Raw genomic sequence first — 13992 nt, 5'->3', positions numbered from 1 at the left:
TGCCCGCCGTCGGCGCGGTCAGATCCAGCCGCGCAGAGCCGCTTCCACACCGGCCTGGAAGCGGCTCTCGGCGTCCAGGCGCTTCATGATGTCGGCGACCGTACGGCGCACGGTGCGCTCGGACAGGCCGAGCTGGCGGCCGATCGCCTCGTCGGTACGCCCGCGGCGCAGCAGCCGCAGGATGGCGGTCGCCTGCTTGGTCAGCCCGTCGAGACTGCTCCCGGTCCACTGGGAGAACGGGACGCCCTTCTCCCACAACAGGTCGAACAACAGACAGAGCGCGGAGACCAGCCGCACGCTGCGGATTTCCACCGCGCCCCGGCCGACGTGCGATTCGATCGGCAGGAGAGCGATTCTGTGATCCACGAGCGTCATCCGCACCGGGGCCCCCGGCAGCACCCGGATGTCCTCCCCGCATTCGGCCATCTCCTCGGCATAGGCGCAGGAGGCCGGGTCCTGAAGAATGCCCTCCTGGTAGAGGTGCCGGATGGTGATGCCGCGAGCCAGTGCCATCCGGGTCAGGGCGCCTCCGCTTTCCCTGATCTGCTGCGGAATCGCCAGGCCGCCGGTCAGCATCATGACGCTCTGGGTGGCCGTGCGGGCGTGCTCGGAGAGCCGGTCCCGCAGCTCGTCGACACCCTTCAGCCGGACGATCTCCTCTCGTTCGTTGTCGTCCTGGCTGGCCGCACGGGCCAGCACGGAAGCGCGGGTCGCCTGGATCCTTGCCTGCTCAGCGACCGTCCGCTGCTCCGCCTGATCGAGCAGGACGAGCAGGCCGAGCTGCGGGCTCACCGCGCGGAGGCTGCCCGGCCGGTTCGACGAGGGCAGGATCATCGCGTGGTCGGCGAGCGCGGTGAGGGCGTCGTGGACGGCCGTCTCCGGCATGCCCAGGCCGGTCACGAGGTCCTCGACATCCCATGCCGGATTGTCGACCATCGCCCAGTAGACGGCCTCGTCGGTGGCGGACAGCCCCAATCTGTCGATCACGTTCCCTCCCCCGGGATTCGATCGTCACACTAATGGAGGCGCAGCCTCGGGTTAGATAACAGATTGATGTACGTGGCATTAACGCAAGTGATCACCGCCATTTGACACGCGCATCTGCGGGACCGAACAGAAAATGCCTGATTTATGCGTCGGAGTACGCGGCGGAACCGGCCGTGGCCGGTTCCGCCGGTGCGCGGAGACGTGACGGGCCCGGTCCCACGCATCACCCTCGATGCAACACCCGCCGGCCGGCGGGGCGACACGGAAGGGGCGGCGATGCGGACATGCCGACGATGGGCGACGTCGAGGCGCGAACCCGGGCGGTCCGGCTCACCGGAGGTCTGCCGTGCTGCTCACCCGGCTCGCGCTGCGGCCGCCGGACGATGACCGCGGTCTCTCCGCCGGCGAGCTGACGGACCTGCTGTGGCTCAACGCCGCAGTGGCCGACGGCATCCGCCACATCCACGCCCGTGAGATCGCCGGACGGCTGGCCGTAGCGGTCTTCACCGTCGCCTCCGAACAGGCGATCTCCGACTACATCGTGCAGCGCGTCTGTGAGCGCGCGATCCGGAGCGTACCCGCGCTGCGCGGGTGGACGGTCACCTGATCGGTGCTCGTCGGATCAACCCGAAGGGAGGATCACCGTGGAATCGAACGTGGCGAGCCTGCCCGCTCGGTGTGATCCGGAGCCGGTGGCGTCCACGCCGGCCGCCGCCTTTCGCGTCCTCGGCCCGCTGACCCTGACCACGGCCGCCGACGCGCTGGTGCTGCCGCCGTCGAAGGTGACCTGCCTGCTGGCGGCGTTGCTGTTGCATCCCGACGAGGTGGTGTCGGTCGCCGCGCTGCAGCAGGCGATCTGGGGCGACGACCCGCCGGTCTCGGCCCGGGCCGCGTTGCAGACCTGCGCGCTGCGGCTGCGCCAACTGTTCCAGCGGCACGGGCTGACCGCGAACGCGATAAGGACCGTGCCCGGCGGCTACCGGATCACCGCCGGTCCGCAGACCGTCGACCTGATGCGCTTCCGTGAGCTGGCCGGCCGCACCCGCGCCGAGACGGACCCGGAGACGGAACTGGCGACGCTGGAGGAGGCGCTCGCCCTGTGGAGCGAGCCGATGCTGGCGAACGTGCCGTCGGAGGCGCTGCACCGCGACGTCGTGCCCCGGGTGAACGAGGAACGCGTCCGGGTCATCGAACGGCTCTGCGACCTCAAGATCGGGTTGGGTCGCGACCGGTCGGCGCTGGTGGATCTGTGGACCGCGACCCGCGTCTATCCGGCGAACGAGCGCTTCGCCGCGAGCCTCGTCGAGGTGCTCTACCGCACCGGCCGGCAGGCCGACGCGCTCACCGAGCTGCGCCGGATCAAGGAGCACCTCGACAACGAACTGGGCGTCGGCCCGGGTGCGGGGCTGCGGCGGCTGGAGCTGACCATCCTGCGCGGCGAGGCGCCGGCGCCGGTGGCCGCGGTGGCACCCCGGCCCGGGCCGGCGGCACCGGCCCGGCCGCCCACCTCCGTCGCGGGCTTCGTCGGCCGGGCGGCGCTGTGCCGCACCCTCGCCGACCGGCTGCGCGGGGGCACCCGCATCGTGGTGCTCAGCGGGCTGCCGGGCGTCGGCAAGACGGCCCTCGCCCAGCACGTCGCCGGCCTCGTCGCCGAGGACTTCCCCGGCGGCGTGCGGCAGCTGGAGCCGGGCGCCCCGGACGCCGTCGTGTCCTCGGGCTCCGCCACCGGCCGCCGCCTGCTGCTGGCCGACGACGTCGCCGACGCGACGCTGGCCCGGCGGTTGCCGGCGGTGCTGGGGCCGGACGACGTGCTGCTGGTGACCAGCCGGCCCAGCCTGTCCGCACTGGTCGCCCGGCTCGGCGGCTGGCTGCACCGGGTCGAACCGCTCGATCCGCAGGAGGCACTGGACCTGCTCGGGGTGGCACTGGGAGCGGAACGGGTGCGGGCCGAGTCATCGGCCGCGGCCGAACTCGCGGCGCTCTGCGAACACCTGCCGCTGGCGCTGCGGATCGCCGCCACACGCGTCCTGCTGCGTGCCCGGATGAGCCTCGACGAGGCCGTCCGGTGGCTGAGCGTCGATCCGATCGGGCGGCTGAGCCTGCCCGGCGACCCGGAGATGTCCCTGGCCGGCCGGTTCGACGAGACGCTGGCCCGGGCCGGCGACGTGCTCGCCGGCGCCTTCCTCCGGCTGGCCGCCGGAGCGCCGGGGACGATCACCGTCCCCACCGCCGCCGTGCTGCTCGACGTCGACCGGGTCCGCGCCCGTGAGCTGCTCGACGACCTCGTCGACCAGAGCCTGATGGAAGAGGCCGCGGACCAGTACCGCATCCGTGGCCTGCTGCGGCGGCACGCGCACGGTGCGGCCGGCCGAGGACCGACACCCGATGGAGTGAAGAAGGGAACCCACGGATGAGCACTGCCTACGAGACGGTGGCTCAGACCCGGCCGCGGATGCGACACGACGTGCTGTTCACCCGCACCGAGGACGGAGTGCTGTTCCACAACGCCAGCAGCGGCTTCCGGCTGACCTCCGGCACCGCCTACCGGTTGGCGACGTTGCTCGTGCCGCACCTGAACGGGCGCAACCGGGTCGCCGACATCTGCCGGCCGCTGCCGGCCGCGCGACGCGACATGATCGGCGAGTTGGTCGAGGCGCTGTACGCGCGTGGCTTCGCCCGGGACGTACCGGCCGAGGAGGATCCGGAGACGGTCCTCGACCCGGCCGTGGCCGGGACGTTCGCCGCCCAGATCGCCTACGTCGACCACTACACCGATCGGCCGGCGCACCGCTTCGCCGCCTTCCGCGACACCCGGGTCGCGGTGCTCGGCGACGGTCCCGTCGCCCGCTCCTGCGCCACCGCCCTGCTGCGCAACGGTGCCGCCGGGGTGACCGTGCGGGCCGCCGTCGCGCCCGGCCTCGCCGACGAGCTGGCCGCGCTGACCGAGGCGGGATGTCCGGCCACCGTCGACGAACTGCCCGACGGCGACGTCGGCTGGGCCGGCCTCGACGCCGACCTCGTGGTGGTTGCCGCCGGTGACGGCGCGCCCCGCGACACGCTGCGGCTGCTCGCGGCGGGCATCCCGGCCGGCCGGCTGCTCCTGCCGGCCTGGGTCTGCGGGGAGCGGATGCTCGTCGGCCCGGTGCAGGGCGTAGGACGCCGGGGATGCTGGTGCTGCGCGATGAACCGGCTCACCGACAACGACGACACCGGCGCGGCGGCCACGGTGTGGCGGGCCGCCGCCCTGCCCGCCGGATCCGCGCCGGTCGTCGCCGAGCCGGACGGGCCGCTGGCCGCGATGGTCGGCAACCTGCTCGCGTACGAGGTCTTCCGGCTCACCACCGGCGTGCTGCCGGCGGAGACCGACGGCGCGCTGATCGTCCAGCATCTGGCCTCGCTCGACGTGCTGACCGAGCCGCTGCTTCCCCACCCGCGGTGCGCCTTCTGCCGGCCGGACTCGCCGGAGCCGCCCGCGGCGGAACTCGCGCTCGACGAGCCGGCCGCCGACGGCGCCGACGAGTCGGCCCGGGCCGAGGCGGCCGTGGCCCGGCTGGCCGCCCACCAGCCGCTGCTCCAGCCGCACCTGGGTGTGTTCCGCCGTTACGACGACGAACGCTGGGACCAGACCCCGATCAAGATCGGCGCGGTCGACCTCACCGATCCGGGCGGTCGCCGCCGTACCGTCCACGCGTTCGACGTGCACCACGTCGCGGCGGCCCGGCTACGGGCGCTGCGGGCCGCCGCGGTGACAGTCACCGGCCGGTCGGCCGTCCTCCGGCCGCCCGCCGCCGACGCGGCGCGGTTCGACGCCGCCCGGCTCGGCCTCGACTCCGGCTGGGGTGAGCCGAACGGGGGCGGCTGGGCGGCGGCCCGCTCAGTGCTCACCGGCGCGGCGGCCGCGGTGCCGGCCGCGGTGCTGGAGCCGTTCGGCGCGGCCAACCGCGCCCGCGGCGCGGAGCCCACGCGGGCCGGCGGGGGCGCCGGCGACGACCTCGCCGAGGCGGTGCGGAGCGGCCTGGCCTCGGCGCTGGCGTACCACGCGTTGCGTGCGGCAGTCGAGGGCCGGTCCGCCGCCCGGCAGGTACGCCTGGACACTCGCGGCGCCGATCCGGAACTGGTCTTCCTGACCAAGTCGGCGGCGAACCTGGGGATCGCCGTGGAACTGCTCGACCTCTCCGCCGCGTCGGAGGCCGGGCTGAGCGTGCTGCTGGCCCGCTACCTCGACCAGACCGACGGCCGGTGGCGTTACGCCGTGGCGGGTGACCCGGTCCACGCGGTCGCGGCCGGGGCGGCCCTGCGGGACGTGCTGGGCCAGGCGGCGCTGCGCGCACAGGATCCGGCGATCACGCCGGACACCGGCGACGCGCTGCTGGACGAGTTCGACGCGGGCACCCTGGCGGTGGCGGACACGACACCGGCCGACGGCGCCGCGCTGAGCTGGTCACAGGTGCGCCACGGGCTGCGCGAGCGGGGACACGACGTGCTGGTGGCGTCGGTCGGCGGCGCGGACCTGGCCGCCGGCGGGCTGGTCGCGGTCAAGGTGCTGCTGACCGTCCAGGAGGGCCGGTGAGCCACAGCGCCGCGACCGACGAGCTGGTCTGCGCCGGGCTGGCGCTGCTGCTGGCCGAGCGCGGGTGCGCCGCCGAGGTGGCCGCCCTGGGCGTACGGGACGAGCTGACCGCGCCGGCCCGCCCGGCCGGTGGGCCCCGCGTGCTGGTCTACGGGCACGTGGTCCTGCTCGGCCCGGCGGCGTCCTCGGGCGCCTGCGCGACCTGCCTGGCCCGGCGCTGGCAGGCGGTGCGGCACCGCGACCTGCGGGACGCGGTCGAGTTGGGCGGCGACACCCGGGCGGCCGGCCCGTGGCCGTACGCGATCGGGTTCGTCGCGGACCTCCTGGCCGCCCTGGTCGCCGCCCACTACGGCGGCGCCCCGGCGCCCGGCGGCCCGGCCGTGGTGCTCCACGTCGACCTGCAGGCGCTGCGGGTGCGCCGGGTTCCGCTGGTCGCGGACCCGGAGTGCCCGGCCTGCGGCGGGACCGTCCCGGACGCGCGCGAACTCGCCCCGATTGAGCTGACGCCCACCGCCAAGAGCGACCCGGCCGGTTTCCGGGGCCGGAACCTCGACGACTACCCGCTGGACGTGGAGGCCTTCGCCAACCCGGTGTGCGGTGCGCTCGGCTCGACCCTGTGGCAGGACCTGACCTCGCTGTCCACCGCGCCGGCGATCGGCTCGTTCACCCTGCGCAGCGGCCGCTACCTGCGCGAGACGCTCTACGGCGGACACACCGACGGCTTCCGGCGCAGCGCCCGCGTCGCGGTGCTGGAAGGGCTGGAGCGCGCCGCCGGGCTGCGCCCGCGACGTAAGCACACAGCGCTCACCGCGACCCTGCGGGAACTGGGCGACGACGCCCTCGACCCACGCGAGTGCGGCGTCTACGCCGACGACTTCTACCGGGCCAACCCGTACGTGCACCGCTTCGACCCGGACCGGCCGATCACCTGGGTCTGGGGATGGTCGCTGCGCGACCAGCGGGCCGTGCTGGTGCCCGAGGTCCTGGTCTACTACCACGCCGCCGGCGTCGAGGAACGCTTCGTCCAGGAGACCTCCAACGGGTGCGCGTCGGGCGGCTCCCTGGTGGAGGCGGTCTACCACGGCCTGATGGAGGCGATCGAACGCGACGCGTTCCTCCTGGCCTGGTACGGCGGGCGGGCCCTGCCGGAGATCGACGCGGCCACCATCGACCGGCGACAGACCCGGCTGATGATCGACCGGCTGGCCATGTACGGCTACCGGGCCCGGTTCTTCGACGCCCGGATGACCTTCGACATCCCGGTGGTGACCGCGGTCGCCGTGCGGGAGGACGGCGGCCTCGGCACCCTCGCCTTCGGCGGCGGCGCGAGCCTCGACCCGCAGGCCGCCGTCACCGCGGCCCTGTGCGAGATCGCCACCGACTCGGTGATGGTGCGGCTGCGTGCGGGCGCCGACGAACCGCGGCTGCGGACCATGGTGACCGACTTCTCCCAGGTGCGCGGCCTGCACGATCACCCGCTGCTGTACGGGCTGCCGGAGATGCGACGGCACGCCGGGTTCCTGCTGGACAGCGGTCGCGCGCCGGTGGCGACGGCCGAGCTGTACGGGCCGGACCGTCCCGCCCCGCCGATCTCCGCCGACCTGCGGGACGACCTGGAGTACTGCCTCAAGGCGGTCACCGGGCACGGGTTCGACGTGATCGCCGTCGACCAGACCACACCCGAGCAGCACGACCTGGGACTGGCCACGGCGAGCGTGCTGGTGCCGGGCCTGCTGCCCATCGACTTCGGCTGGATGCGCCAGCGCGCGCCCCACGCGCCCCGGCTGCGTACCGCCTTCCGTGCCGCCGGACTCCTCGACCGCGATCTGCGCGACGACGAGATCCACTCCGTTCCCCACCCGTTCCCGTGAGGTGCGCCATGACGACTGAACCCGCCGGCTACGCCCACGCGTACGCGACGGCGATCCTGCGCCGCGGCCGGGAGCCGATGCCGCCCGCCGGCTTCACCCCCGACTGGGGGGACGCGCCCCGCCGGGGCAAGTACTACCCGGACGCGGCGGCCTTCCCGCTGCCGGCTCCGGCATCGGCGGACGCCCCGCTCGACACGGCGTTACGGCCGGACGGCGACGCCGACGAGCCGTTCACCACGCGCCTGCTCGCGGGCCTGCTGCGCGACTCGTACGGGCTGCTCGGCCGGCGGCTGGGCGTGCAGGCCAACACCGACCTGGCCGCGCTTCCCTCGTACGCGCACGCCAACTGGCACCGGGGCACCGCCTCGGGCGGTGGTCTCTACCCGTGCAGCGTCTACTGGGTCGCCGGGCCGGGTGCGGGTGTCCTCCCCGGCGTCTACTACTACGCCCACGCCCGGCAGGCCGTGCAGCGACTGATGGCGGGGGACGTCACCGACCGGCTCAACGCGGCGGTCGGCCGGTCGGAGCCGGCCACCCAGTTCCTGGTGATCGGCGTCAAGTTCTGGCAGAACGCGTTCAAGTACAACAACTTCTCGTACCACGCCGTGTCGATGGACGTGGGCACCCTGTTGCAGACCTGGCGGTTGTGGGCCGCGGGTCAGGGCCGGCGGATCCGGCCGGTCCTCTGGTTCGACCAGGCCGCCGTGGCCGGCCTGCTCGGTCTGGATCCCGACGCCGAGGCGCTGTTCGCCGTCGTGCCGCTCACCTGGGCCGGTCACGACCGTGCCGACCGGGCCGACGGGGTGCTGCCATCGGGCCCGGTCCGGGTTCGGCACACCGACCGGGAACGCTCCCGTACCCGGCTCGACTTCGACCTCCTGCAACGGGTCAACCGCAGCACCGCCGCGGCGGTACGGCGACCGCCGGTGGGCGCGCTCGCCGACGCCGGCGCGCATCCGGCGCCCACCCACCCCGGACGCCTCGCGCTGCCGCCCGCGGCGCCCATGGACATGCCGGTCGGCGCGGCGCTGGCCCGTCGGCGCAGCAGCTTCGGCCGGTTCCTGGCCAGCCGGCGGATCTCCGCCGGGCAACTCGCCGCGCTTCTGAGTGCGACCGCCGCCACCACGGTGCCCAGCGAGATCGACGGCCCGGCGGACCGGCCGCTGGCGAAGCTCTACGCGTTCGTCAACCACGTCGACGGCGTCCCCGCGGGCGGCTACGAGTACGACCCGGGCAGCCACGCCCTGCTCCCGGCCTCCGACGGGCCACCCGGCCGGTTCCTGCAGCGCAACTACTTCCTGGCCAACTACAACCTGGAGCAGGCCGCTGTCGTCCTGGTGCCCACCGTCCGCACCCACGCGGTGCTCGACGCCACCGGCGATCGTGGCTACAACCTGGTGAACGCCACCGTCGGGGCGATCTCACAGACCTTCTACACGGTGGCCGCCGCGCTGCGCCTCGGCGCCGGGGTGGCGCTGGGCTTCGACAGCGTCTCCTACGTGGAGGAGTTGGCGCTCGAGGACACCGGTGAGTTCCCGCTGCTGATCATGTTGGCCGGTCACGACCGGCCGGGGCTCGGCGACTACCGCTACGAGCTGTCATGACGTCGACGGTGCCCGCGCCGAGCGCGCGGACGTCGGCCGCGACCCGTGACTGGCGCACCGGCGACTGGTTCATCGCCCGGATCGCCGGGCTGCCGCTGTCGACAGTCGACGGACTGCGGTGCCCTCGCGCGACCGACTGGGCCGAGGAGGTCCTCGCGCTGCGGGACCGGCTCGCCGCCGACGGCGCCCGGGTCGGTGACCTGTTGCACGACCTGATCAAGGGCAACGACGACGAGGAGGCCCGCCGTCGCCTGCTGGCCCTGCGCCGGCAGGTACACAACAACGTGCTGCCCGCCGACCCCGGGCCGGCCCTCGCCGTGGTCGAGCGCATCGCCCCCGAGTCCGCACCGGGCCTGCGGCGGTGGCTCACCGGCCGGGAGCGCCTGGCCCGGCTGGAACACGAGGGCGCGGCCGTGTTCGCCGCCGACGTCGCCCGGGCCCGCCGGCGACTGTGGGAGCTGGCCGACGAGCCCCGGCTGCGCGGCGGGCTCCAGCTCGCCTCGCCCACCCTGGACCAGCAGCTCGCCACCGGAACCCCGCCGGATCCGGGCCGCCCGGCGAACAAGCGCGCCCGCCGCGTCGAGCGCTCGCTGCTGTCCTACCTCTACCGCACCGCCTGCAAGACCAGCCCGTTCAGCACCTTCACCGCCGTCGCGCTCGGCCGGTTCGACGACGACGCGGCGGGTCTCGGGGTGGCCGTGGGGGAGCGGTGGCAGCGGCACGTACGGCTCAACGTGGTGCTTGTCGGCCGGATCGCCGACCTGATCAGCGCCGATCCGGTGCGGCGCGGCGACCTGCCGGTGGCGCTGAGCCCGGGCTGGCGGCGTGACGCCGAGCGGATCCGCTACGTGCGGCACTGGGTGACCGCCGGCGACGACAGCGCCGCCGTCAGCTTCGACTCGGTCCGGGACGGATTGTTCTTCCTGCGCCGCAGCGGGGTCCTCGACGAGCTGACCGCGCTGTTGCAGCGGCGGGGCACGATCCGCGGCGGCGAGCTGGTGGACCGGTTGTGCGAGCTGACCGGCGCGGACCGGGCCGACGGGCAGGCGTACCTGTCCACCCTGCTGCGCCTGGGCATGCTGCGCCTGGTCGGCCTGGACGTCGACGTGCACCGCGCCGACCCGGTCCGGGCGCTGGCCGGCGCGCTGTCCGGCCTGGACCGCCAGTGGGCCGTCCGGACCGCCGCCCACCTCACCGCGATCGCCGAACTGGTGGACGCCTACCGGGACGGGGACCTGGCCCGGCGCCGGCAGGTGACGCACGAGCTGCGGACGGCGGTGCGGGCGACAATGGCGGACCTGGGCGAACCGGATCCGCCGCTGCCACAGACCCTGCTCTACGAGGACAGCCGGATCGACGGCGGGCCGTTGCCGGTGAGCGCGCCCGCCTGGCGGCGGCTGGTCGGCGACGGGCTGGCCGCGGTGGAACGCGTGCTGCCCGCGTTCGACCAGAACCTGCCGCACCGGATCATGTTCCACGGCTTCTTCCTGGCCCGGTTCGGCGTCGGCGGCCGGTGCGACGACCTGCTGCGTCTGGTGGAGGACTTCCACGACGACCTCTACGACCAGTACGCCTCCTACGTCTCCGGCCGCCGGTCGTTCGCCGAGGACGGCAGCTACACGCCGGAGGAGAACTGGCTGGGCCGGCCCGAGATGACCGCGCTGGACGCGGCCCGGCAGGCGTTCGCCGAGCGGCTGCGCCGGCTGGTCGCGGCGGATCCGGGGCGGACCGAGCTGCCGCTGCCGGACGCGCTCCTCGACGAGGTGGGCGAACTGCTCGGCGGCGCCGCCGGCGGGTTCCGCCCGCAGGGGCACTTCGTGCAGGTGGCGTCGCGCGAGCCGGAGCCGCTGCTGGTGCTCAACCAGTCCTTCGGCGGGCTGTCCTTCCCGTTCAGCCGGTTCACCCACTGCTTCGCCGGGGACACGCCGAGTCTCGCCGAGCGGCTGCGCGCGCAGGCCAGGTCCGTCGCCCCGCCGGGCGCGGTCTTCGCCGAGCTGACCGGCGGGGCGGCCACCACCAACCTGAACCTGCACGACCGGCTCACCGACCACGTCATCGTCTGCCCGGGCGAGACCAGCGACGTCGAGCCGGATCGGCAGCTCACCCTCGACGACCTGCACCTGGTGCACGACCCCGGCACGGACCGGGTGGCGCTGCGCTCCACCCGCCTCGACCGCGAGGTGATCCCGGTCTACCTCGGCTACCTGGTGCCGATGGCGTTGCCGCAGATCCCGCGTACCCTGCTGCTGCTCTCGCCCGCGTCGATGGTGCGGCTGGATCCGTGGCGGGGCGTGCCCGCCCGGCCCGCCCTCGACGGCGTGACGACCCGGCCCCGGCTGCGCGCCGGCAACGTGGTGCTCAGCCGCCGTAGCTGGTCGGCGCGGGCCGGCGACCTGCCGCAGACCGACGACCCGGGCGCCGAGGCCGAGGCCTTCCTGCGCTGGCGGCGGTGGCGGGCGGAGCACGACGTGCCGGCCCGGGTCTTCGCCACCGTCCACCCGGCCGGCGCGGCCCGCGCCGGCACCAACCCCAAACCGCAGTACGTGGACTTCGACAGCCCGCTGTCGTTGCAGGCGCTGCGGGCCTCGCTCGACGCCCCCGACGACCTGGTGGTGCTGCGCGAGATGCTGCCGGCCGCCGACGAGTTGACGGCCCGCGGCGAGCACGGCGGCCACGTCTGTGAGCTGGCCGTGGAGACCTTCCGCACCGACCCTGGGAGGATCCGATGACCGTGTCGGCCGCCGCGCCCACCGACCCCCGCGGGGACTGGCTGGCGCTGCACGTGTTCTACGCCGCCAACCCGCAGCCGTTGCTCGTGGAGTGTGTGGCGCCGCTGATCCGCGAGCTCACCGACCAGAACCTGCTCGCCGGCCACTTCTTCATCAACTACTGGCTGGAGGGGCCGCACGTGCGGCTGCGCCTGCGGCCCCGTACCCCGGCGGACGAACCGGCGGTGCGGGCGCTGGCCGAGGCGGCGATCGGCCGGTTCCTCACCACCCGCCCCGCCCTGTACGCCATGGGCACCGGCTACCTGCGCGAGCTGTACGACATCCTGTTCGCCCTGGAGTTCCCGGCCGGACGGCCGGCGGAGCTGGTCGACGGCAACGGCCAGATGCTGCTGCAACCCAACAACTCGGTGAGCTACCGGCCCTACGAGCCGGAGTACGGGAAGTACGGCGGGCCGGACGGCATCGAGGTCGCCGAATGGCACTTCCGGCACTCCAGCGACGTCGTGCTGCGGGCCCTCGCGACGATGAACCTGCACCTGCGACCGGTGCTGCTGGGCACGGCCGCCCAGCTGATGACGGTGCTGGCCGGGACGTTCCTGCCGGACCGGGCGGAACTGGTCGACTTCCTCGACCGCTACCACCACTTCTGGCACCGGGCGTTCGCCGGCACCGAGCTGATCGGGGCCGAGGAGTACCGCCGGATGTACGACGGGGTCGCGCCGGAGCTGGGGCCGCGGGTCGAACGGATCCTCGACCTCGTGGCGCGGGGGGATGTCCCGCACCTGCCCGGATTCCTGCGCGGTTGGGCCGAGCACGCCGGCGAGCTTCGGGAGCGGGTGCTCGGGCTGGCCGCGTCCGGCCGGCTGATCCTCCGGTCGTGGGACGGCAGCGGGGAGCGGGTGGTCACCGACCCGGCCGAGGCGCTGGCCGCGCTGCTCTCGCCGTACCTGCACATGACGAACAACCGGCTGCACGCCACCATCCGCGACGAGGCCTACCTGTCCTACCTGCTCGCCCGGGTGTTGCGGGAGCCGGCGGTGGCGGCGTGACCAGCCCGGCGCTGCTCGGCAAGCGTCCCCGCCTCCGCGACGACCTGCTCTTCTCCCGCCCGCTGAACCGGGGACCGGCCACCGTCCACCTGGTCAAGGACCGCCGCAGCGGCCGGGCTTTCGAGCTGTCGGACAAGGAGCGCTTCCTGGTGCGCCGGCTGGACGGGGTCCGCTCCCTGGCGGAGGTCGGCGACGAGTACGCGGCCGCGTACGGCCGCCGGCTCGGCGACGACCACTGGGTGCGGCTGTTGTGGCTGCTGCACGAGCGGGACCTGCTCGCCGGCGGACCCGGTGAGCCGGAGGCGGTCCCGGCGGCGCGGAGCGGCCGGCTCGACAGGTGGGCCCGGCTGCTGGGCCCGCTGCTGGGCCCCGCGTCCGTCGCCGGGTGGGGACTGCTGGTGGTGGTGCTGCTCGCGGCCGTCGCCCGGTACGCCGGGCCGCTGTGGCAGGCGGCCCGTCCGGCGTTCACGGACCCGCTCAGCCTGCTCCTGCTCGGGCTGCTCGCCTGGGCGGGCGCGGCCACCCACGAGTTCGCGCACGCGCTGACCGCGGTCCGGCTCGGCGCCACCGTCAAGCGGATCAACCTGGTCACGCTCACCTGCGAGATCGAGGACTACGCGTACCTGGCGAGACGGCGGGACCAGGTGGTGATCGCCGCCGCCGGCGGGGTGGCGAACGGGTTGGTGCTGCTGCTCGCCGGCACGGCCCTGGCCGTCCTGCCGGGCGCTTTCGCCGACCGTCTGTTCAGCGCGTACGTCCTCGTCGCCGCCGTGCAGACCGCTGTCAACTTCGTTCCGCTCCCACCGTTGGACGGCTACAAGATGGCCGGCCACCTCCTGGACACGCTGGACCTGGCGCCGGAGAGCCGCCGCTACCTGTACACCGCCCTCGGCCGGTTGCCGGGCCGCGGTCATGCCCGCTACCCGAGGCGGGCCGCCGTACGCCTCGGTCTGTACGGCCTGTGGTGGCTGTTCGCCGCCGTGACGGTGGCCGCCTGTGTGGTCTACTTCGCCGGCGCGCTCCTGGAGTCCACACTGGGCGTGCTCGGACATGTCCTGCCCGCCGCGATCGTCGCCCTGACACTCGCCGGCTGGCTGGCCCGGCCCCGGCGTGCCGGCCCCGCGGGCCGGTCCTCTCCGTCACACCAGCAGAACATCCAAGCCCACAACCGAAAGGCGTGAC

At 74.3% G+C, this 13992-nt stretch carries 9 protein-coding genes; 8 read left to right on the top strand and 1 reads right to left on the bottom strand.

The window, feature by feature from the left end:
* Positions 1 to 18 precede the first annotated feature (18 nt).
* The gene (locus tag ACFYO8_RS07060) at positions 19 to 936 is read right to left on the bottom strand and encodes a helix-turn-helix transcriptional regulator (protein ID WP_354867589.1); all 918 of its coding nucleotides are present in this window, start codon (positions 934 to 936) and stop codon (positions 19 to 21) included.
* 397 nt (positions 937 to 1333) lie between these two features.
* Between ACFYO8_RS07060 and ACFYO8_RS07055 the strand changes: the two genes are divergently transcribed.
* The 8 genes from ACFYO8_RS07055 to ACFYO8_RS07020 are packed head-to-tail and all read left to right on the top strand — an operon-like array spanning position 1334 to position 13991.
* Positions 1334 to 1594 (top strand): hypothetical protein, encoded by a 261-nt coding sequence (locus ACFYO8_RS07055; protein WP_354866874.1) that lies wholly within the window; start codon positions 1334 to 1336, stop codon positions 1592 to 1594.
* 37 nt (positions 1595 to 1631) lie between these two features.
* Positions 1632 to 3401: a BTAD domain-containing putative transcriptional regulator gene (locus ACFYO8_RS07050; protein WP_387187889.1), complete on the top strand. Its 1770-nt coding sequence runs from the start codon at positions 1632 to 1634 to the stop codon at positions 3399 to 3401.
* Positions 3398 to 5557: a TOMM precursor leader peptide-binding protein gene (locus ACFYO8_RS07045; protein WP_354866872.1), complete on the top strand. Its 2160-nt coding sequence runs from the start codon at positions 3398 to 3400 to the stop codon at positions 5555 to 5557. The genes ACFYO8_RS07050 and ACFYO8_RS07045 overlap by 4 nt, the downstream gene beginning before the upstream one ends.
* Complete coding sequence (locus tag ACFYO8_RS07040; RefSeq protein WP_357706801.1) at positions 5554 to 7428, top strand: TOMM precursor leader peptide-binding protein; 1875 nt, start codon at positions 5554 to 5556, stop codon at positions 7426 to 7428. The genes ACFYO8_RS07045 and ACFYO8_RS07040 overlap by 4 nt, the downstream gene beginning before the upstream one ends.
* An 8-nt stretch (positions 7429 to 7436) precedes the next feature.
* On the top strand, positions 7437 to 9032 hold the full coding sequence (locus ACFYO8_RS07035; protein ID WP_357706799.1) for a nitroreductase family protein: 1596 nt from the start codon (positions 7437 to 7439) through the stop codon (positions 9030 to 9032).
* The gene (locus tag ACFYO8_RS07030; protein WP_357706797.1) at positions 9029 to 11761 is read left to right on the top strand and encodes a lantibiotic dehydratase; all 2733 of its coding nucleotides are present in this window, start codon (positions 9029 to 9031) and stop codon (positions 11759 to 11761) included. Before ACFYO8_RS07035 ends, ACFYO8_RS07030 begins: the two co-directional genes overlap by 4 nt.
* The gene (locus ACFYO8_RS07025) at positions 11758 to 12810 is read left to right on the top strand and encodes a lantibiotic dehydratase C-terminal domain-containing protein (RefSeq protein ID WP_355096544.1); all 1053 of its coding nucleotides are present in this window, start codon (positions 11758 to 11760) and stop codon (positions 12808 to 12810) included. Before ACFYO8_RS07030 ends, ACFYO8_RS07025 begins: the two co-directional genes overlap by 4 nt.
* A complete protein-coding gene (locus ACFYO8_RS07020; protein WP_357706795.1) occupies positions 12807 to 13991 on the top strand; it encodes a peptidase M50 in 1185 nt (394 codons plus the stop codon). Before ACFYO8_RS07025 ends, ACFYO8_RS07020 begins: the two co-directional genes overlap by 4 nt.
* The last annotated feature ends 1 nt before the right edge of the window (position 13992 follow it).

This window comes from Micromonospora sp. NPDC005257, from assembly GCF_042872445.1.
Classification (GTDB): Bacteria; Actinomycetota; Actinomycetes; order Mycobacteriales; family Micromonosporaceae; genus Micromonospora.
Note: the sequence above shows the minus strand (reverse complement) of the source record. Positions and strands in the feature narration are given on the sequence as shown.